The following is a 19332-nucleotide window of genomic DNA, read 5'->3' on the forward strand; positions in this document are numbered from 1 at the left end:
AAGAGATACTGAAATCTCAAGATGGCATACAGAACTTTTAAGAGAAAAATACTTAAAGAACAGCGTAGGCAAAAAGAAGAGCAAGAAAAAATCTCAAGAGAATTTTCAAAAGTTTTTAGAATTTTGCAAACAACAAAATCGTGTTCTTAAAAAATTTGATAACACCAATTTTTCGTTTGAATGCGATGAACCGGCTACAAAAAAGCCCTTAGAAAACCCTACAAACAACATTCTTAACTCCAATCATCAAAATACACAGCCACAAAACAATACTAAAATGTTTGATTATTTTGATAATCCTATGTTTAGGCATTGAAGTGAAAAAAGCATTATACATAACAAGCAAAATAACTCTTTGGTTATTGGCGCTTTTAGGTGTTTATGCTTTAGTGATCTTTGTTAGGCTTAAAGCCTATCATCAAGATAAAGGCTATATGATTTTAACATTTGGAGTAATTATAATGACAGAAGAAACCTATGAAGCCTATCTTGATACGAATATTAAACAATTGGAAGAGATAAGAAATCAAAAGCTTAACAAAGCATTGGAATTGTGCAAACAATCAGGTCTTGTCCTTAGAGCGTTTGACGGCAAAAATTTTTCATTTAAATGCGATAAAACCAATCGCTCCAATAACCCTAACGAAAAGATAGATCCTTAGAATTTGAATTTTTTCTAAAAGATTAAGAGCAAAAAATTAGAAATTCGAACGCAATTGAAACCTTACCGCCCATACCCACGACTATAACTTCTCTCGTTTTCTATCTTTTGATTGTGTTTTTTATGCTGTATAGTTTTGCATGGAATTTCTTTAAAATTTAAGTATAATTGTAAACATCGCCTGGATGATTCGTGTTTCTTATTGATGGCAAGTTCGTTGAAAAAATAAGTTAGGCTAAGGTAGTGGTTTTTGTGTGATGGCATTTTTTAAATCTGCCCCTAAGAAGATCCTCCTAGCCTTAATAGTGTAGGTTTGTTGAACTTATGCGCATGTAAAAGTAGCGGTCATCTGGGTTGAAAAACAACCACATTTTAGGGAAGACATGAAAGATAACAATAACTATAATGTTTTAATTGTGGGGAATAAGGGGCGAGAGTATGCTTTGGCTCAAAGGCTTCAGCAAGATGAGCGAGTGAATGCTTTGTATTTTTGTTTGGGTAATGGTGGCACTCAAGATTTAGGCGAGAATCTGGAATGCGAACATTACGAGCATATCGTGGAATTGGCCCTGAAAAAACAGATCCATTTAGCTATCATTTCAGAAGAAGAGCCTTTGATTTTAGGGCTTACAGAGATGCTAGAAAAAGCGGGTATTTTAGTGTTTGGGGCTTCTAAAGAAGCGGCGAAATTAGAGGCTTCCAAAAGCTACATGAAAGCTTTTGTTAAAGAGTGCGGTATCAAAAGCGCGTCTTACTTTGAAACAAACGACTTAAAAGAGGCCCTCAATTACATTCAAAACGCTTCCTTCCCCTTAGTCATTAAAGCGTTGAATAAAAACACAAGCATTGTCCATCATCAAGAAGAAGCGTTAAAAATCCTTGAAGACGCTTTCAAACAAAGCAATGAGCCTGTGATCATAGAGCCTTTTTTAGAGGGGTTTGAGCTTTCAGTTACAGCGCTCATAGCCAATGATGATTTTATCTTGTTGCCCTTTTGCCAAAACTACAAACGCTTATTAGAGGGGGATAACGGGGTCAATACAGGAGGTATGGGGGCCATCGCTCCTGCAAACTTTTTCTCTAATGAATTAGAAGAGAAGATAAAAAATCATATTTTTAAACCCACTTTAGAGAAACTTCAAGCTGACAACACGCCTTTTAAAGGGGTTTTACTCGCTGAAATTGTAATCATAGAAGAAAAGGGCGTTTTAGAGCCGTATTTATTGGATTTTAGCGTGCGTTTTAAAGACATTGAATGCCAGACGATTTTACCCCTTGTAGAAAATCCGCTATTAGATTTGTTTTTAGCCACAGCCAAAGGGGAATTGCATTCTCTTGAATTGGTGTTTTCTAAAGAATTTGTGATGAGTGTCGCGCTTGTTTCTAGGAATTACCCCACTAGCTCTTCGCCCAAGCAAACCCTTTATATTGATCCGGTTGATGAAAAAAAGGGTCATTTGATTTTAGGGGAGGTGGAGCAGGATAATGGCGTGTTTGAAAGCAGTGGGGGGAGGGTGATCTTTGCCATTGGTAGGGGAAAATCCTTATTAGAAGCCAGAAACCATGCTTACGAGATCGCTCAAAAGGTGCATTTTGAAGGCATGTTTTATCGCAAGGATATTGGTTTTAAGGTGTTAGATTTGAAAGAATATTCTTAAAGGTTAAAGTTTAAGACAAATGAAGGGGGTTTGTCTTGTTTGTTTTTGAATGCGCTCTCCAAATTTAGAAAAAGAAGAAACTGAAATCATAGAAACACTCCTTATGCGTGAAAAAATGCGTTTATGCCCCTTGTATTGGCGCATCTTAGCGTTTTTAATTGATGGTTTGTTGGTAGCGTTTTTATTGAGCGATCTTTTAGGCGCGTGCGATTTCTTGCATTCTTTATATTGGCTGACTAACCCCATTTATCATGGCGCGTTTGTTGCGATGGGTTTTATCGTCTTGTATGGCGTTTATGAAATCTTTTTTGTGTGTTTGTGCAAGATGAGTTTGGCTAAATTGGTTTTTAGGATTAAAATTATTGATATTTATTTGGCAGATTGCCCCAGTAGGGCTATTTTATTGAAGCGTTTAGGGTTAAAGATCGTGGTTTTTCTATGCCCCTTTTTATGGCTTGTTGCGTTTAAAAACCCCTATCATAGGGCGTGGCATGAAGAAAAAAGCAAAAGTCTTTTGGTGTTGTTTTAATCATGATTTATTGGTTGTATTTGGCGGTCTTTTTTTTGTTGGGCGCATTAGACGCTAAAGAAATCGCTATGCAACGATTTGACAAACAAAACCATAAGATTTTTGAAATCCTTGCGGATAAAGTGAGCGCTAAAGACAATGTGATAACCGCCTCAGGGAATGCGATTCTATTGAATTATGATGTGTATATTCTAGCGGATAAGGTGCGTTATGACACTAAAACCAAAGAAGCGTTATTAGAGGGGAATATCAAGGTTTATAGGGGCGAGGGTTTGCTCGTTAAAACCGATTATGTGAAATTGAGCTTGAATGAAAAATATGAAATCATTTTCCCCTTTTATGTCCAAGACAGCGTGAGCGGGATTTGGGTGAGCGCGGATATTGCTAGCGGGAAGGATCAAAAATATAAGGTTAAAAACATGAGCGCTTCAGGGTGCAGCATTGATAACCCCATTTGGCATGTCAATGCGACTTCAGGCTCATTCAACATGCAAAAATCGCATTTGTCAATGTGGAATCCTAAGATCTATATCGGCGATATTCCTGTATTGTATTTGCCTTATATTTTCATGTCCACGAGCAACAAGCGCACCACCGGGTTTTTATACCCTGAGTTTGGCACTTCCAATTTAGACGGCTTTATTTATTTGCAACCCTTTTATTTAGCCCCCAAAAACTCATGGGATATGACCTTTACCCCACAAATCCGCTATAAAAGGGGTTTTGGCTTGAATTTTGAAGCGCGCTACATCAACTCTAAAGACGACAGGTTTTTATTCAATACGCGCTATTTTAGGAATTACACCCAATACGTCAAACGCTATGATTTGAGGAATCAAAATATCTACGGGTTTGAATTTTTAAGCTCTAGCAGGGACACTTTACAAAAATACTTCCATCTTAAGTCTAATATTGACAACGGGCATTACATTGACTTTTTATACATGAACGATTTGGACTATGTGCGTTTTGAAAAGGTCAATAAGCGCATCACAGACGCCACGCACATGTCTAGGGCGAATTACTATTTGCAAACAGAAAACAATTATTACGGCTTGAATATCAAGTATTTTTTAAACCTGAATAAAATCAACAATAACCGCACTTTCCAATCTGTCCCTAATTTGCAATACCATAAATATTTAAATTCTTTGTATTTTAAAAATTTGTTGTATTCGGTGGATTATCAGTTTAGAAACACCGCAAGAGAGATCGGCTATGGCTATGTGCAAAACGCTTTGAATGTGCCGGTGGGCTTGCAATTTTCTTTGTTTAAAAAGTATTTATCTTTAGGGCTTTGGAACGATCTCCAACTATCTAATGTGGCTTTAATGCAATCTAAAAATTCTTTCGTGCCTACGATCCCTAATGAATCAAGGGAATTTGGGAACTTTGTGTCTTCAAATTTTTCCATGTATGTCAATACGGATTTAGCCAGAGAATACAACAAGCTTTTCCACACGATCCAACTAGAAGCGATTTTCAACATCCCTTATTACACCTTTAAAAACGGCTTGTTTTCTCAAAACATGTATGCTTTAAGCGCGCAAGCTCTAAACAGCTACACTTCGCCTTTATTGAGAGATTATGATTATCAAGGGCGTTTGTATGACTCGGTGTGGAATCCTAGCAGTATTTTACCTATCAATGCGAGCAATAAGACGGTGGATTTAACCCTAACGCAATACCTTTATGGCTTAAGAGGGCAAGAATTGTTGTATTTTAAAATATCGCAACTCATCAATCTTGACGATAAAGTTTCGCCCTTTAGAATGCCATTAGAGAGCAAGATCGGGTTTTCGCCCTTAACAGGATTGAATATCTTTGGGAATGTCTTTTATTCGTTTTATCAAAACCGCTTAGAAGAAATCTCTGTGAACGCCAATTACCAACGCAAGTTTTTAAGCTTTAACCTCTCTTATTTTTTAAGAAACAATTTTAGCAGTGGGATTAATAGCATTGTAGAAAATCCTGCGGATTATTTAAAGGCGGGTTTTAGCAACGACTTTGGCTATTTTTCCATGAGCGCGGATGTGGGTTATGATATTAGAAACAATGTGGTTTTAAATTGGAATGTGGGGATTTATAAAAAAATCCGTTGTTTTGGGATTGGCTTTCAATTCGTCAACCAACGACGCCCTATCCTTACTGGCGATCCCAACCAACCTATAAGAGTGTTTGAAAATAACTATGTTAAGCTAGAATTAGACTTTTCACCGATCACTAAAACCAATGTAACTTACCGCTCTTTACAGCGTAAGTAAAAAAGGAATAGATTTGAATACGGACTTTAGCCATATCACCGATATAGAGGGCATGCGTTTTATTAATGAAGAAGACGCTTTAAACAAATTGATTAATGAAATCCACACGCGCCACATTGATTTAAAAGATTCCATCATGCTCGCTTTGAGTTTTAACGCTCTGTATTTAGCTCACGCTTTAGCGCAAAAATTTGGAGCGACTTATGATATACTTTTTTTAGAACCTATCCTAGCCCCTTTAAACTCAAAATGCGAGATCGCTTTAGTGAGTGAAAGCATGGATATAGTGATGCATGAAAGCTTGATTAATTCCTTTGACATCACTTTAGACTATGTTTATGGGGAAGCCAAGCGAGCTTATGAAGAAGACATTTTGTCTCACATTTATCAGTATCGCAAAGGCAATGCGATCAAAAGCTTAAAAGATAAAAATATTTTTATCGTAGATAGGGGGATTGAAACCGGGTTTAGAGCAGGGTTAGGCGTGCAAACTTGCTTGAAAAAAGAATGCCAAGACATTTATATTTTAACCCCCATTCTCGCGCAAAATGTCGCTCAAGGCTTAGAAAGTTTGTGCGATGGGGTGATTAGCGTGTACCGCCCTGAATGTTTTGTCTCTGTGGAGCATCATTATAAAGAACTCAAGCGATTAAGCAATGAAGAAATTGAAAAATACTTGGGCGCTAACAACGCGCCTAATTTAAAAAAGGAACATTAAATATGGATTTTATCACCATCAATTCCAGTAACAAAACCGAAGAATTCGCTCTCAAACAAGTGGCCAAACAAGCCACTAGCTCTCTTTTATATCGCTTAGGGAAAACCATCATTTTAGCGAGCGTGTGCATAGAAAGAGAGCCTGTGAGTGAAGATTTTCTGCCTTTAGTGGTGCAGTTTTTAGAAAAATCTTATGCAGCCGGAAAGATCCCGGGCGGTTTTGTTAAAAGAGAAGGCAGAGCGCAAGATTTTGAAATCTTAACTTCTAGGCTCATAGACAGGACTTTACGCCCTTTATTCCCTAAAGACTACCGCTACCCTACCCAAATCACTTTAATGGTTTTAAGCCATGATATTGAAAATGACTTGCAAGTTTCTGCTTTAAACGCTGCTTCAGCCGCTCTCTTTTTGGCCCATATCGCTCCCATTAAAAGCGTGAGCGCTTGCAGGATCGCTAGGGTGGATAACGAATTTCTCATCAACCCTAACACAAGCCTTTTGAATCAATCCAGTTTGGATTTGTTCGTGTCTGGAACGAAAGAGAGTTTGAACATGATAGAAATGCGCTCTTTGGGGCAAAAATTAAACGCTTTAGAAGAGCCTTTAATGCTAAAAGCTTTAGAATTTGCTCAAAAAAGTTTGAAAGAAACTTGCACGCTTTATGAAGAGGTTTTCACACCTCACCAAAACGAGCTGCTTTTCAAAGAAAGTCAAGGAATAATTTTTAATGAAAGGCTGTTAGATTTATTGAAAAATCAGTATTTTGATGAAATCATTAAAGGCATTGAAAGTTCTGCTTTGAGCGAGCGAGAAAATGTTTTCAATGAAATTGCTAAAAAAATCAGCGAAGCCCACTCAGAATTCAGTTTAGAAGAGATTGAATTGTCTTTAGAAAAAGTGAAAAAAACTGAGATAAGGCGCATGATTATTCAAGATAAAATCCGCCCGGATAAGCGCGCGTTAGAAGAAGTGCGGCCCATTTTGATAGAGAGCGATTTGCTCCCTATGGCGCATAGCTCCATTTTATTCACTAGGGGGCAAACTCAAAGCTTAGTGGTAGGGGTTTTAGGCACGGATAATGACGCTCAAACCCATGAGAGTTTGGAGCATAAAGCCCCTATCAAAGAGCGCTTCATGTTCCATTATAATTTCCCTCCTTTTTGCGTGGGCGAAGCGAGCTCTATTGGCGCGACTTCAAGGCGCGAATTAGGGCATGGGAATTTGGCTAAAAGAGCCTTAGAAACGAGTATTAAAAATAAAGAGCAGGTGATACGATTGGTTTCTGAGATTTTAGAAAGCAATGGTTCAAGCTCAATGGCGAGCGTGTGTGCAGGGTCTTTAGCCCTTTATGCAAGCGGTGTGGAAATTTACGATTTAGTCGCTGGGGTGGCTATGGGCATGGTGAGCGAAGGGCAAGATCACGCCATTTTAAGCGATATTAGCGGTTTAGAAGACGCCGAAGGCGATATGGATTTTAAGATTGCCGGGAATGTAGAAGGCATTACGGCTATGCAAATGGATACCAAAATGAGCGGTATCCAATTAGAGGTTTTATACCAAGCTTTACTCCAAGCCAAAAGAGCACGCAAACACATTTTAAAAATCATGCATGAAGCGAAAGAAAAGATCGTGATCAATTTTTCCCATTTGCCCACGACTGAAATTTTTAATGTCGTGCCAGATAAAATTGTAGAAATTATCGGTCAAGGGGGGCGTGTGATTAAAGAGATAGTGGAAAAGTTTGAGGTTAAAATTGATTTGAATAAACCAAGCGGTGAAGTGAAAATCATGGGGAATAAAGAGCGCGTTTTTAAAACTAAGGAATTTATTTTAAACTACTTGCATTCTTTAGATCAAGAATTGGAGCAATACGCTATTGATGAGGTGCTAGAAGCTCAAGTGAAACGAATCGTGGATTTTGGGGCGTTTTTAAGCTTGCCTAAGGGAGGCGAAGGCTTGTTAAGAAAACAAAACATGGAGAGGTGTCAAGTGGTTTTAAAAGAAGGCGATAGTATTAGGTGTAGGGTGATTAGTTTCAATAAGGGTAAAATCGCCTTGGATTTGGCTTAAAATTTTAAAAAGCGTTTTTTAAAAGCGTTTTTTAAAAGCGTTTTTAAGCTAGTTTGTATTAAAATAAATCCTTGCTTGTATTTTTGAAAGTAGAGGAACGATTCGAAATGAAAATCAAGCCCAATTTTTGAAACGGAGTGCGAAAATGAAATTTTTAGCGTTATTTTTTCTGGCTTTAGTGGGCGTTGCTTTCGCTCATGATGGTGGAATGGGTGGGATGGATATGATTAAATCTTATTCTATCTTAGGGGCAATGATCGGTTTAGGGATTGCCGCTTTTGGTGGGGCGATCGGCATGGGGAATGCGGCCGCAGCGACCATTACAGGCACAGCGAGAAACCCAGGAGTGGGCGGTAAATTGCTCACCACCATGTTCGTAGCCATGGCGATGATTGAAGCGCAAGTGATTTATACTCTAGTGTTTGCTATTATCGCTATTTATAGTAACCCATTCTTAAGTTAAGGGTTTTGTTGGGCTAAATCATTGCTTAAAAAGCATGATTTAGCTATAATATTCGTTTATTTTAAATTTTTAGCACTGGTGGTGGAATTGGTAGACACGCCATCTTGAGGGGGTGGTGGGAGCAATCTCGTGCGAGTTCGAGTCTCGCCCAGTGCACCATTAAGTTTTTTTAAGGAATAAGTGGGTATAATCTCACTCTTTGCTCTATATGATGTGCCGAAGTGGTGGAATTGGTAGACACGCTAGACTCAAAATCTGGTGGGAGCAATCCCGTGTCGGTTCGAGTCCGACCTTCGGCACCACTACTAGTAATTTTTTTCAATCTGCTTTTTATCTTTTTCGTTTAAAATTTTTTCGTTTAAAATAGTTTTATCCCAAATAAATGCCAAATCAATGTGGATTAGTGGGTTTTTTAAGCCTTTTTTAAAGGATTGTTAAGAGAATTTAAAAAAATTAAAAAAGAGAGCGTTTTACTCTATTGATTTTACTCCATTAAAAGGAGTGTGAGTTTGGGTATAATGGCAAGAAAAATTTGCATCAAATTTTATTAGAATGGATGAGAAAAATCTGCTTAAGTCATGTTGATCCAAATATATTTTAACCGGAGACTCTATCATGCTGGATTTGTCTTATAGCCTGGAGCGTGTCTTGCAAGAAGACCCGGCAGCTAGGAATAAGTGGGAGGTGCTCTTGCTTTATCCGGGCATTCATGCACTGCTTTGTTACCGCCTAGCGCATGCGTTGCACAAGAAAGGGTTTTATTTTATTGCACGCGCGTTTTCTCAGTTGGCGCGTTTTATCACTGGGATAGAAATCCACCCGGGCGCTAAGATTGGGAGGGGGCTTTTTATTGATCATGGCATGGGTGTGGTGATTGGCGAGACCACAGAGATTGGGGATGATGTTACTATTTATCATGGCGTAACCCTAGGGGGCACGGGCAAGTTCAAGGGCAAGCGCCACCCTACTTTAGGCAACCGAGTGGTAGTGGGGGCAGGGGCTAAGGTCTTGGGTGCGATTTGCGTGGGCGATGATGTGAGGATTGGGGCTAATGCGGTGGTGCTTTCAGATTTACCCACGGGTTCTACGGCTGTAGGCGCTAAAGCCAAAACCATCACAAAAGATCGTTAATTTTAAATAAGCGGTTGGAGTTTGCACCATGCGGGTTATTTTGAGGTAAATTGATTAGAATTTTTTATAGAGAGAATTTTAAAGATGAATAAAAGTAAAAAAGAGTTATTTTTGGAACTCGCACAACCTGATAAAACAGGGTGAGTCGTTGGGTAAGCGTTAGAGAATTTGTAGGAAAATACCAAGGATTACAGCTAGGTAATGGGGGGAGTTGGTAGGAATAACTCATCTTTAGCTAAAGAATTTAATTTGGAGTTTGATAAAGGGCAAACTCTAGGGAATTTTATTGATAGAATACGCTTGAATGGCTACAATACCGAATGTGTTTTTAACCAAAGTATCTGTCAAGACATTAAAAACCACTATAAGCAACAATGTTGCACGATGTGTGGTGTGCGTGGCAACTCTGAAAACACTCAAATAGAAGTGGATCATAAAGACGGCCGCAAGGATGATTCAAGAGTTTCTGATTTAAGCACACAAGCTTTTGATGATTTTCAGGCTTTATGCAAAGCTTGTAATGATAAGAAACGCCAGATTTGTAAAGAATGCAAAGAGACTGGCTATAGATTTGACGCAACAAAAATTCCTGGCAATCATTATCCTTTTTATGAAGGGGAGGCTGAATATGACGGCTGTGTGGGTTGCTATCAATATGACCCCATACAATACAGGAAAACTTGTAATGATAGGATATACAATGAAGGGTATCAAAATGGATACCATCAAAAAACTACTTTATAGCGGTTGCAATGAACTACATCGGCTCTAAATACAAGCTCATTCCCTTTATTAAGGAAAATATCCATGCGGTTGCAGGTAATAATCTCTCTGGCGCGATTTTTTGTGATCTGTTCGCTGGGACGGGCATTGTGGGGCGTGCGTTTAAAAAAGCCGTTAATAAGGTTATTTCTAATGATTTGGAATATTATAGCTTTGTTTTGAATCAAAATTATATCGGCAACATTCAAGAAATCCCCAATAAAGAAGAGCTTATTGATAGGCTTAATAGCGTTGCTTTAAAAAAAGGCTTTATTTATTCGCATTATTCTTTAGGGGGGAGTTCAAGGCAGTATTTTAGCGAAACAAACGCTCAAAAAATTGATGCGGTGCGTTTAAAAATTGAAGAGCTTAAACTTTCTCAAAACATTGATAATTGCGCGTATTATTTTTTGCTCGCATCGTTATTAGAGAGCGCGGACAAGGTGGCTAACACCGCTTCAGTTTATGGGGCTTTTTTAAAACGCCTTAAAAAAAGCGCTCAAAAAGAACTCATCTTAAAAGGCGCTCATTTTGATGTGAGTTTAAACGCTAATGAAGTGTATCAGCAGGATTCTAATGATTTGATTGGAAAGATTTCAGGGGATATTTTGTATTTAGACCCTCCTTACAATGCGAGACAATACGGGGCGAATTACCATTTATTGAACACGATTGCTGCTTATACGCCCTTTGCTCCAAAAGGCAAAACCGGCTTGCCCAGTTACCAGAAATCCTCTTTTTGCTCTCGTTCTCAAATCTTAAACGCTTTTGAAAATTTAATCAAAAAAGCGCGATTCAAATATATCTTTTTAAGCTATAACAATGAAGGGCTTATGAGCGAGACAGAGATTAAAAATATCTTAAAAAAATACGGCGCTTACTCCTTAACTACCACAACTTACATGCGTTTTAAAGCGGATAACAAACGCGTCCATAAAGCCGCACACACCAAAGAATGTTTGCATGTTCTTATCAAATAAGAGTCAAAACAACCCAACCTTTAAAAAAGAGCTTTAAGTTAAAAGTCTAAAGAGCGTTAGAGTTTTAAATAAGGCTTTAGCGGGCGGTATTTGATTAAAACCAATCCAAGATACTCCAATAATGATAAAAATAATCGCTTAAATACCGCTTGAATAAGGTAAAATGAAACCAAATAAGCCTATAAAAAAGGGGAAATCATGGCGCTTGAAGTGGTTCTATGGGATTTTGATGGCGTGATTTTTGACAGCATGCATTTAAAAAATGAAGGGTTTAAAGCGTTGTTTCAAAAGCATGGCAACGATAGTAAAGAGAGTTTGAAACAATTTGAAGTTTATCATTATCAAAGTGGGGGGATTTCAAGGAATGAAAAAATCCAATATTTTTATAACGAGATTTTAAAAACCCCTATCGCTCAAGAAGAAGTGGATGCATTAGCCCTAGAGTTTGGCGCTATTATAGAACAAAAGCTTTTTGATAGGGAGCATTTGAATAGCGAAGTGATGGCGTTTATTGATAAGCATTATCAAAATTACATTTTCCATATCGCTTCAGCGGCCTTGCATAGCGAATTGCAAGTGTTGTGCGAGTTTTTAGGGATTACTAAGTATTTTAGGAGCGTTGAAGGGAGTCCGCCTAATAAACCCAAGATCATCGCTAATATCATTCAAAAATATGCCTATAACCCAAGCCGCATGCTAATGATAGGCGATAGCGTCAATGATCATGAAAGCGCTCAGGCTAATGAAGTGGCGTTTTTGGGTTACAACAGCAAGGTTTTGAAAAATTTAGTGGGGCAAGATGGCTATCAAGGGAAGTATTTGGAGAGCTTTAAGGGGTTTGATTTGCAAAACTTCAAACAAGAGTAAAGCCAGCTTTAGCCGAGATTGTCTTTGTGTTGGCTCATGTCAATGATGACTTCACAGCGTTCAATCGTGCTTAAGCGGTGGGCGATAACGATTAGGGTTTTATTTTTAGCGATTTGATAGATTTCATCCATGATTTTACTCTCGGTTTCATTGTCTAGGGCTGAAGTGGCTTCATCTAAAACCAAAATTTCAGGGTTATCGTATAAGGCTCTCGCGATGCCTATGCGCTGTTTTTGACCGCCGCTAAGCTTAGCGCCCCCTTCGCCCACTTGGGTTTTAAGGCCCTCATGCTCGCATAAAAAATCATAAATATGAGCCATTTTGCACGCCTTAATCAAGCGTTTTTCATCTATGGCGCTTCCAAAAGCGATATTATCCACCACAGTGCCATCAAAAAGGTAAATATTTTGGGGGATATAGCCTATTTTTTTACGCCATGAGCGCCTGTTTTCGTTGGTTAAAAGGGTGTTATCAATAAAAATTTCCCCACTTTTAGGGTAGGTAAGCCCCATAATAATATCCGCCAGCGTGGATTTTCCGCACCCGCTATGGCCTATGAGAGCGACTTTTTGACCTTTTTGAATGGTGAGATTAAAATTCTTTAAAACCGGGTGTTTTGACTTATAAGCGAATGAGATGTTTTGGAGAGTGATTTTTTTATTAAAGTCTAAAGGGACTAAATCCTCTTCAACGATGGTTTTAGTAAGGCTTTTAAAAACAATGTTAGTCGCAAGCTGGTTGTAAGCGATTTCATTGTATTGATTCAAAACGCCAGTAACAGAAGGGAGCGTGCGATAAAGCGCTAGAGCATACATAGAAATGGTAGGGAGCACCATTTTAGCTTCGCCGTATTTGAATAAAATGTAAGCGACCGCTAAAATCAACAAGCTAAAGCCCACCGTTTCTAATGAATACCTGGGGACTACTTGCAAAGTAGAATAAATAATCTCGGTGTCATGGGCTTTACGGCTATTTTCTCCAAAAAGCTTGTGGGCTTCTTCGTGGTTGTCTTTGAGTTTAGTGATTTTGAAATTGCTGAAAAATTTGGAAAAAACTTTAAGCGTTTGCGCCCTAGATTTTGCCGCTATCTCGCCCTTTTTTTGAATAAGAACGGTGATTTTTTTAGTGATGATAAAAATTTGTATAGAGATGATTAGAGTGAATATAAGCGTTAACTTCCAGTTAGTGATTAATAGCGTGGAATAGAAAAAAACGATCACGGTTAATTCAGTGAGTAGATTCAAAAAAGCGTTAAAGCTCATAAACATGCCATCCGCTTTATTATTGATAATATCTCTTAAAGAATCCAAGTTGTGGTTAAGGTGGGAGAGGTAGTTGCTTTTAATGTGCTGTAAAAAAAGTTGTTGCTTGATTTGATAAGCTTTCTTATTGGAAAAACGCCCTTTCAAATAAGTGAAAGACACCCCATAAAACATCCTGAACAAATAAATCCCTACTAAGCAAAAACTAAAGAAATACATAAGGCGAACGGGAGATGAAAAATGGAAAAAATCATAGACCATTTTCCAATCTTTATCGTCTAAAGCCCTGCTAGGATCGGAAGCGAGAGTGATAAAAGGCATTAAGAGGGTTAGGGACATCACTTCCACAAAAGAAGAAAAAACCGCCATCAGCACAAGCAAGAAAAAAACCATTTTTTCCTTGAAAGTGATGAGCATGTAGATTTGCTTTAAAGAACGCAAAAAGTATTTTAAAGTAGAAATTTTATGTTTTTTTTTCGCCATAATTTAAGTGTCCATAAATTCTTTTATATGTAATGAGCTTTGAGCTGTGTTAAGCCAAATTGAGCTAGATTATAGCTAATTTTAACCATGCTCTGTGCCATACGAATAATTTAGCTTTCTGTCATCATTTCTTGACAAGTCAAGTATAAAACTGCTATAATCCCAAGTCTTTGATTATTTTAGTTGCTGGCTTAGCTCAGTTGGTAGAGCAGCTGCCTTGTAAGCAGCAGGTCGGGGGTTCAAGTCCCTTAGCCAGCTCCAGTTAAAATGTTATTTTGTAAAGTTTTTGGTGAGATACTCAAGTGGCCAACGAGGGCAGACTGTAAATCTGCTGACTATGTCTTCCGTGGTTCGAATCCACGTCTCACCACCATTTTGTTTTTTTAGATGCGGGAATAGCTCAGTTGGCTAGAGCATCAGCCTTCCAAGCTGAGGGTCGCGGGTTCGAGTCCCGTTTCCCGCTCCATTTTTAGGATAACATTTTAGTTTTGAGACGCCTATATAGCTCAGAGGCAGAGCACTTCCTTGGTAAGGAAGAGGTCGGCGGTTCAATTCCGCTTATAGGCTCCAGTTTATAATCTCTTGAATGGCGATAAGACAAAAATGTCTTAAATTTTGTGGTAGCATTTAGGAATACTTAGGATTTTGTTTAGTATAATTCTAAAATCCATTTCAATAAAATTAAGGAGAAATACAAATGGCAAAAGAAAAGTTTAACAGAACTAAGCCGCATGTTAATATTGGAACCATTGGGCATGTAGACCATGGTAAAACGACTTTGAGTGCAGCGATTTCAGCGGTGCTTTCTTTGAAAGGTCTTGCAGAAATGAAAGACTATGATAATATTGATAACGCCCCTGAAGAAAAAGAAAGAGGGATCACTATCGCTACTTCTCACATTGAATATGAGACTGAAAACAGACACTACGCACATGTGGATTGCCCAGGACACGCTGACTATGTAAAAAACATGATCACCGGTGCGGCGCAAATGGACGGAGCGATTTTGGTTGTTTCTGCAGCTGATGGCCCTATGCCTCAAACCAGAGAGCATATCTTATTGTCTCGTCAAGTAGGCGTGCCTCACATTGTTGTTTTCTTAAACAAACAAGACATGGTAGATGACCAAGAATTGTTAGAGCTTGTAGAAATGGAAGTGCGCGAATTGTTGAGTGCGTATGAATTCCCTGGTGATGACACTCCTATTATAGCGGGTTCGGCTTTAAGAGCTTTAGAAGAAGCGAAGGCTGGCAATGTGGGTGAATGGGGTGAAAAAGTGCTTAAGCTCATGGCTGAAGTGGATGCCTATATCCCTACTCCAGAAAGAGACACTGAAAAAACTTTCTTGATGCCGGTTGAAGATGTGTTCTCTATTGCGGGTAGAGGGACTGTGGTTACAGGCAGGATTGAAAGAGGCGTGGTGAAAGTAGGCGATGAAGTGGAAATCGTTGGTATCAGACCTACACAAAAAACGACTGTAACCGGTGTAGAAATGTTTAGGAAAGAGTTGGAAAAAGGTGAAGCCGGCGATAATGTGGGCGTGCTTTTGAGAGGAACTAAAAAAGAAGAAGTAGAACGCGGTATGGTTCTGTGCAAACCAGGTTCTATCACTCCGCACAAGAAATTTGAAGGGGAAATTTATGTTCTTTCTAAAGAAGAAGGCGGGAGACACACACCATTCTTTACCAACTATCGCCCACAGTTCTATGTGCGCACGACTGATGTGACTGGCTCTATCACTCTTCCTGAAGGCGTGGAGATGGTTATGCCTGGCGATAATGTGAAAATCACCGTGGAGTTGATTAGCCCTGTTGCGTTAGAGTTAGGAACCAAATTTGCGATTCGTGAAGGCGGTAGGACCGTTGGTGCTGGTGTTGTGAGCAATATTATTGAATAATCTTACTCATATGGAAGTAAAAAGTTACCATAAAGGTCGCTAATAAAGGGTTATCATGAAAGTTAAAATAGGGTTGAAGTGTTCTGATTGTGAAGACATCAATTACAGCACCACTAAGAACGCCAAGACTAACACTGAAAAACTGGAGCTTAAAAAGTTCTGCCCAAGGGAAAATAAGCACACTCTTCATAAAGAAATCAAATTGAAGAGTTAGCTCTTTCTTTTGCGTTGCAATTTAAAGGGAGGGGAGGTTAGGTCAGTAGCTCCAATGGTAGAGCGTCGGTCTCCAAAACCGGTTGTTGGGGGTTCGAGTCCCTCCTGGCCTGCCATCTACTAATTTATTCTATCAAATTTTTGTTTCAATTGGGTTGTTTTTTAAGTTTTTTAATTTTAGTTTAAGCTATTTTGGATAAAATTGAAAATTCTTTTAATTAAATGTATTAAGTTTAAGTGAGGGCAACAAGAGACTATGGATAAATGGCTCATGCAATACAGATTGGCTAGAGAAGAGCTTTCTAAAGTGATATTTCCCATTAAAGAGCAGATACGCAACGCGCTTGTTTCTGTTTTAGTGGTGGTGAGTGCTATCACGCTATTTTTAGCTTTGTTGGATTTTTCTCTAGGGGCTTTTGTCTCTAGTGTTTTATAGGTTGGTGGCTTTAAATTAAGGAGAATGATAATGGATTGGTATGCCATACAAACTTATTCAGGGAGCGAGCAGTCCGTTAAGAAAGCGATTGAGAATTTAGCGAATGACCATGATATAAGAGATAGGATACAAGAGATCATTGTACCTACTGAAGATATTATAGAGGTTTCTAAAAAAAGCAAGACAAAGGTAACGGAACGAAGCCTTTATCCTGGATATGTGTTTATTAAGGTGGATTTAGATACGGTTTTGTGGCATAAGATACAATCTTTGCCAAGAGTGAGCCGTTTTATTGGAGAAAACAAAAAGCCAACCCCATTGAGTGAAGCGGATATTGGGCATATTTTAGAAAAAATGAATAACCGGGCAGCCCCCAAGCCCAAAATCTTTTTTGAGCAAGGCGAAGTGGTGCGCGTGGTGGAAGGCCCTTTTGCAAACTTTACCGCTACGGTGGAAGAGTATGATGTGGAACACCGCAAACTCAAGCTCAATGTTTCTATTTTTGGTAGGAACACTCCAATAGAGATTTTGCATTCGCAAGTGGAAAAAATTATATAACTTTTTAAGGAGACAACATGGCTAAAAAAGTAGTCGGAGAAATCAAACTTCAAATCCCTGCCGGTAAGGCAAACCCTTCACCTCCCGTAGGGCCAGCGTTGGGTCAAAGAGGGGTTAATATCATGGAATTTTGTAAGGCTTTTAATGAGAGAACTAAAGACATGGGGAGTTTTAATATCCCGGTCATTATCACGGTTTATCAAGATAAGAGTTTCACTTTTATCACTAAAAAGCCTCCGGTAACGGATTTGATCAAAAAAGCTTCTGGGGTTGAAAAAGGTTCTGACAACCCGCTCAAAAATAAGATCGCAAAGCTCACCCACAAGCAAGTGGAAGAGATCGCGCAATTGAAAATGGAAGATTTAAATACAAGCACCATGGAAGCGGCCAAAAAAATCGTTATGGGCAGCGCTAGGAGCATGGGCGTAGAAGTTGTGGATTGATTGGGTTTTGTTGGAATTGAAAGAAATTTTTAAGGATTAGAATCGTGGCAAAAAAAGTATTTAAAAGATTGGAAAAACTTTTTTCTAAAATTCAAAACGATAAAGCGTATGGCGTAGAGCAAGGCGTAGAGGTGGTTAAATCTCTCGCTTCAGCCAAATTTGATGAAACCGTGGAAGTAGCGTTAAGACTAGGGGTTGATCCAAGGCATGCGGACCAAATGGTGCGCGGTGCGGTGGTGCTTCCTCATGGAACAGGGAAAAAAGTGAGGGTGGCCGTTTTTGCAAAAGACATTAAACAAGATGAAGCCAAAAACGCTGGGGCTGATGTCGTTGGCGGAGACGATTTGGCTGAAGAAATCAAAAATGGCCGCATTGATTTTGACATGGTGATCGCAACGCCTGATATGATGGCGGTTGTCGGTAAAGTGGGTAGGATTTTAGGCCCTAAAGGTTTGATGCCAAACCCTAAAACCGGAACCGTTACGATGGATATTGCTAAAGCGGTCAGTAACGCTAAAAGCGGTCAAGTGAATTTCAGGGTGGATAAAAAGGGCAATGTTCATGCCCCTATTGGCAAAGCGAGTTTTCCTGAAGAAAAAATCAAAGAAAACATGCTTGAGTTGGTTAAAACGATCAACCGCCTAAAACCCAGTAGCGCAAAAGGCAAGTATATTAGAAACGCCGCTCTTTCGCTCACCATGTCGCCTTCAGTGAATTTGGACGCACAAGAATTGATGGATATTAAATAGCGTTAGGGGAGTTTTTAATCTTAGGCTGAAGATCGTAAGAGCTAAAAAGCTTAAAATTTCTTTTTTAAAAAGATAATCTTGCAGAGGTCTAGTCTAGAAAGGAGGAAAAGATGCAAAAACAACATCAAAGGCAGCATAAAGTAGAGCTAGTCGCTAACTTAAAGTCGCAATTTGTAGATGCCAAAGCCCTTTTGATTTGCGATTACAAGGGTCTTAGCGTGAAAAAGTTGGAAGCTTTAAGGAATAAGGCTCGCATTCAAGGCATTAAAGTGCAAGTGATTAAAAACACGCTTGCTCATATTGCCATGAAAGAAGCGGGTTGCACTGATTTGGATTTGAAAGAAACCAATGTGTTTTTGTGGGGCGATGATCAAATCGCTCTCTCTAAACTCGTGTTTGATTTCCAAAAAGAGCATAAAGATCACTTTGTGTTGAAAGCGGGCTTGTTTGATAAAGAAAGCGTTAGCGTAGCTCATGTGGAAGCGGTTTCAAAACTCCCGAGCAAAGAAGAGCTTATGGGAATGTTGCTTTCTGTTTGGACGGCTCCAGCACGCTATTTTGTGACCGGTTTAGACAATTTGCGTAAAGCGAAAGAAGAAAACTAAGAGCCTTACGGCTTAATTTAAAAAAAATTTGAAGGATTGGATTATGGCAATTTCAAAAGAAGAAGTGTTAGAGTATATTGGTTCATTGAGCGTTTTAGAGCTTTCTGAATTGGTTAAAATGTTTGAGGAAAAATTTGGCGTGAGCGCGACTCCAACGGTCGTAGCGGGTGCGGCTGTAGCTGGCGGTGCAGCGGCTGAGAGTGAAGAAAAAACCGAATTTAATGTGATTTTGGCCGATAGCGGTGCTGAAAAAATCAAGGTGATTAAAGTGGTTCGTGAAATCACCGGGCTTGGCCTAAAAGAAGCTAAAGACGCTACCGAAAAAACCCCTCATGTGCTTAAAGAGGGCGTGAATAAAGAAGAAGCTGAAACCATCAAGAAGAAACTTGAAGAAGTAGGCGCTAAGGTTGAAGTCAAGTAAGACTTAAACAATAGAAAGGCCTTTTGTGCCTTTCTCTGCTCTAGTGTGGCAGATGATTTTGCTCCATGATTTTGTTTGTGAGCGTGTGGCCTAAAGTGGTTAGTATTGCAGGTGGGTTTGGTATTTTTATCATGGATGGTTCTAAAGTTTAAAGATCCTTTTG

The 19332-nt window shown here is 39.1% G+C and carries 19 protein-coding genes, 7 tRNA genes and 2 pseudogenes; 27 read left to right on the forward strand and 1 reads right to left on the reverse strand.

The features are described from left to right. From QT76_RS04400 to QT76_RS04470, 14 genes and pseudogenes are all read left to right on the forward strand, one after another. Positions 1-316: pseudogene (locus QT76_RS04400) on the forward strand (hypothetical protein); the annotation flags it as partial. Position 317: 1 nt separating this feature from the next. Beyond that, on the forward strand, positions 318-662 hold the full coding sequence (locus tag QT76_RS08390) for a hypothetical protein (RefSeq protein ID WP_033616755.1): 345 nt from the start codon (positions 318-320) through the stop codon (positions 660-662). A 382-nt stretch (positions 663-1044) separates the two neighbouring features. Beyond that, positions 1045-2319, forward strand: coding sequence for a phosphoribosylamine--glycine ligase (purD, locus tag QT76_RS04415; protein WP_000654424.1), 1275 nt, complete (start codon positions 1045-1047; stop codon positions 2317-2319). A gap of 49 nt (positions 2320-2368) precedes the next feature. Continuing rightward, positions 2369-2848: an RDD family protein gene (locus tag QT76_RS04420; RefSeq protein WP_033616756.1), complete on the forward strand. Its 480-nt coding sequence runs from the start codon at positions 2369-2371 to the stop codon at positions 2846-2848. Between the two features lie 2 nt (positions 2849-2850). Next, positions 2851-5112 (forward strand): LPS-assembly protein LptD, encoded by a 2262-nt coding sequence (locus QT76_RS04425; RefSeq protein WP_033616758.1) that lies wholly within the window; start codon positions 2851-2853, stop codon positions 5110-5112. A 13-nt stretch (positions 5113-5125) separates the two neighbouring features. Beyond that, positions 5126-5830 (forward strand): phosphoribosyltransferase, encoded by a 705-nt coding sequence (locus QT76_RS04430; RefSeq protein WP_001879751.1) that lies wholly within the window; start codon positions 5126-5128, stop codon positions 5828-5830. Between the two features lie 2 nt (positions 5831-5832). Next, positions 5833-7899 (forward strand): polyribonucleotide nucleotidyltransferase, encoded by a 2067-nt coding sequence (locus tag QT76_RS04435; RefSeq protein WP_033616759.1) that lies wholly within the window; start codon positions 5833-5835, stop codon positions 7897-7899. Between the two features lie 145 nt (positions 7900-8044). After that, positions 8045-8362, forward strand: coding sequence for a F0F1 ATP synthase subunit C (locus QT76_RS04440; RefSeq protein ID WP_000669967.1), 318 nt, complete (start codon positions 8045-8047; stop codon positions 8360-8362). Positions 8363-8434: 72 nt separating this feature from the next. Beyond that, positions 8435-8521 (forward strand) — tRNA-Leu (locus tag QT76_RS04445). Positions 8522-8577: 56 nt separating this feature from the next. Beyond that, a tRNA-Leu gene (locus tag QT76_RS04450) sits at positions 8578-8664 on the forward strand. A 313-nt stretch (positions 8665-8977) separates the two neighbouring features. Further along, complete coding sequence (gene cysE / locus QT76_RS04455) at positions 8978-9493, forward strand: serine O-acetyltransferase (RefSeq protein WP_033616760.1); 516 nt, start codon at positions 8978-8980, stop codon at positions 9491-9493. An 84-nt stretch (positions 9494-9577) separates the two neighbouring features. Then, positions 9578-10237 (forward strand): annotated as a pseudogene (locus QT76_RS04460) (HNH endonuclease). 8 nt (positions 10238-10245) lie between these two features. Continuing rightward, on the forward strand, positions 10246-11235 hold the full coding sequence (locus QT76_RS04465) for a DNA adenine methylase (RefSeq protein ID WP_033616761.1): 990 nt from the start codon (positions 10246-10248) through the stop codon (positions 11233-11235). A gap of 198 nt (positions 11236-11433) precedes the next feature. Then, positions 11434-12102 carry an HAD family hydrolase gene (locus tag QT76_RS04470; RefSeq protein ID WP_033616762.1) on the forward strand — a complete coding sequence of 223 codons (669 nt, stop codon included), beginning with the start codon at positions 11434-11436 and terminating at the stop codon, positions 12100-12102. Positions 12103-12110: 8 nt separating this feature from the next. Here QT76_RS04470 and QT76_RS04475 read toward each other — a convergent pair whose 3' ends face one another. Further along, positions 12111-13847: an ABC transporter ATP-binding protein/permease gene (locus QT76_RS04475; protein ID WP_033616763.1), complete on the reverse strand. Its 1737-nt coding sequence runs from the start codon at positions 13845-13847 to the stop codon at positions 12111-12113. A gap of 185 nt (positions 13848-14032) precedes the next feature. Between QT76_RS04475 and QT76_RS04480 the strand changes: the two genes are divergently transcribed. The 13 genes from QT76_RS04480 (at position 14033) to rplL (ending at position 19169) form a co-directional block, all read left to right on the forward strand. Continuing rightward, positions 14033-14108, forward strand: a tRNA-Thr gene (locus QT76_RS04480). Positions 14109-14135: 27 nt separating this feature from the next. After that, a tRNA-Tyr gene (locus tag QT76_RS04485) sits at positions 14136-14220 on the forward strand. A 16-nt stretch (positions 14221-14236) separates the two neighbouring features. Beyond that, positions 14237-14313: transfer RNA gene (locus tag QT76_RS04490), tRNA-Gly, on the forward strand. Positions 14314-14342: 29 nt separating this feature from the next. After that, a tRNA-Thr gene (locus tag QT76_RS04495) sits at positions 14343-14417 on the forward strand. A 127-nt stretch (positions 14418-14544) separates the two neighbouring features. Further along, entirely contained in the window at positions 14545-15744 is a 1200-nt protein-coding gene (gene tuf / locus QT76_RS04500) for an elongation factor Tu (RefSeq protein ID WP_001040574.1), read from the forward strand. Positions 15745-15799: 55 nt separating this feature from the next. Continuing rightward, complete coding sequence (gene rpmG / locus QT76_RS04505) at positions 15800-15958, forward strand: 50S ribosomal protein L33 (RefSeq protein ID WP_000865159.1); 159 nt, start codon at positions 15800-15802, stop codon at positions 15956-15958. A 39-nt stretch (positions 15959-15997) separates the two neighbouring features. Further along, a tRNA-Trp gene (locus QT76_RS04510) sits at positions 15998-16073 on the forward strand. 140 nt (positions 16074-16213) lie between these two features. Beyond that, a complete protein-coding gene (secE, locus tag QT76_RS04515) occupies positions 16214-16393 on the forward strand; it encodes a preprotein translocase subunit SecE (RefSeq protein ID WP_000362130.1) in 180 nt (59 codons plus the stop codon). A gap of 30 nt (positions 16394-16423) precedes the next feature. Beyond that, positions 16424-16951, forward strand: coding sequence for a transcription termination/antitermination protein NusG (gene nusG / locus QT76_RS04520; RefSeq protein WP_000384125.1), 528 nt, complete (start codon positions 16424-16426; stop codon positions 16949-16951). A gap of 17 nt (positions 16952-16968) precedes the next feature. Then, on the forward strand, positions 16969-17394 hold the full coding sequence (gene rplK / locus QT76_RS04525) for a 50S ribosomal protein L11 (RefSeq protein ID WP_001085997.1): 426 nt from the start codon (positions 16969-16971) through the stop codon (positions 17392-17394). A 44-nt stretch (positions 17395-17438) separates the two neighbouring features. Next, positions 17439-18143: a 50S ribosomal protein L1 gene (gene rplA / locus QT76_RS04530; RefSeq protein WP_001085838.1), complete on the forward strand. Its 705-nt coding sequence runs from the start codon at positions 17439-17441 to the stop codon at positions 18141-18143. Positions 18144-18253: 110 nt separating this feature from the next. After that, on the forward strand, positions 18254-18748 hold the full coding sequence (rplJ, locus tag QT76_RS04535) for a 50S ribosomal protein L10 (protein WP_033616764.1): 495 nt from the start codon (positions 18254-18256) through the stop codon (positions 18746-18748). A gap of 43 nt (positions 18749-18791) precedes the next feature. Then, the gene (rplL, locus tag QT76_RS04540) at positions 18792-19169 is read left to right on the forward strand and encodes a 50S ribosomal protein L7/L12 (RefSeq protein ID WP_001018228.1); all 378 of its coding nucleotides are present in this window, start codon (positions 18792-18794) and stop codon (positions 19167-19169) included. Positions 19170-19332 lie beyond the last annotated feature (163 nt).

Source organism: Helicobacter pylori SA37A, from assembly GCF_000476015.1.
Taxonomy (GTDB): Bacteria; Campylobacterota; Campylobacteria; order Campylobacterales; family Helicobacteraceae; genus Helicobacter; species Helicobacter pylori_DB.

Excerpts from the sequence above, each read along its gene's own strand:
- purD (WP_000654424.1), top strand. The coding sequence starts at position 1,045 with ATGAAAGATAACAATAACTATAATGTTTTAATTGTGGGGAATAAGGGG.
- QT76_RS04420 (WP_033616756.1), top strand. The coding sequence starts at position 2,369 with ATGCGCTCTCCAAATTTAGAAAAAGAAGAAACTGAAATCATAGAAACA.
- QT76_RS04425 (WP_033616758.1), top strand. The coding sequence starts at position 2,851 with ATGATTTATTGGTTGTATTTGGCGGTCTTTTTTTTGTTGGGCGCATTA.
- QT76_RS04435 (WP_033616759.1), top strand. The coding sequence starts at position 5,833 with ATGGATTTTATCACCATCAATTCCAGTAACAAAACCGAAGAATTCGCT.
- QT76_RS04440 (WP_000669967.1), top strand. The coding sequence starts at position 8,045 with ATGAAATTTTTAGCGTTATTTTTTCTGGCTTTAGTGGGCGTTGCTTTC.
- cysE (WP_033616760.1), top strand. The coding sequence starts at position 8,978 with ATGCTGGATTTGTCTTATAGCCTGGAGCGTGTCTTGCAAGAAGACCCG.
- QT76_RS04465 (WP_033616761.1), top strand. The coding sequence starts at position 10,246 with ATGAACTACATCGGCTCTAAATACAAGCTCATTCCCTTTATTAAGGAA.
- QT76_RS04470 (WP_033616762.1), top strand. The coding sequence starts at position 11,434 with ATGGCGCTTGAAGTGGTTCTATGGGATTTTGATGGCGTGATTTTTGAC.
- QT76_RS04475 (WP_033616763.1), bottom strand. The coding sequence starts at position 13,847 with ATGGCGAAAAAAAAACATAAAATTTCTACTTTAAAATACTTTTTGCGT.
- tuf (WP_001040574.1), top strand. The coding sequence starts at position 14,545 with ATGGCAAAAGAAAAGTTTAACAGAACTAAGCCGCATGTTAATATTGGA.
- rpmG (WP_000865159.1), top strand. The coding sequence starts at position 15,800 with ATGAAAGTTAAAATAGGGTTGAAGTGTTCTGATTGTGAAGACATCAAT.
- secE (WP_000362130.1), top strand. The coding sequence starts at position 16,214 with ATGGATAAATGGCTCATGCAATACAGATTGGCTAGAGAAGAGCTTTCT.
- nusG (WP_000384125.1), top strand. The coding sequence starts at position 16,424 with ATGGATTGGTATGCCATACAAACTTATTCAGGGAGCGAGCAGTCCGTT.
- rplK (WP_001085997.1), top strand. The coding sequence starts at position 16,969 with ATGGCTAAAAAAGTAGTCGGAGAAATCAAACTTCAAATCCCTGCCGGT.
- rplJ (WP_033616764.1), top strand. The coding sequence starts at position 18,254 with ATGCAAAAACAACATCAAAGGCAGCATAAAGTAGAGCTAGTCGCTAAC.
- rplL (WP_001018228.1), top strand. The coding sequence starts at position 18,792 with ATGGCAATTTCAAAAGAAGAAGTGTTAGAGTATATTGGTTCATTGAGC.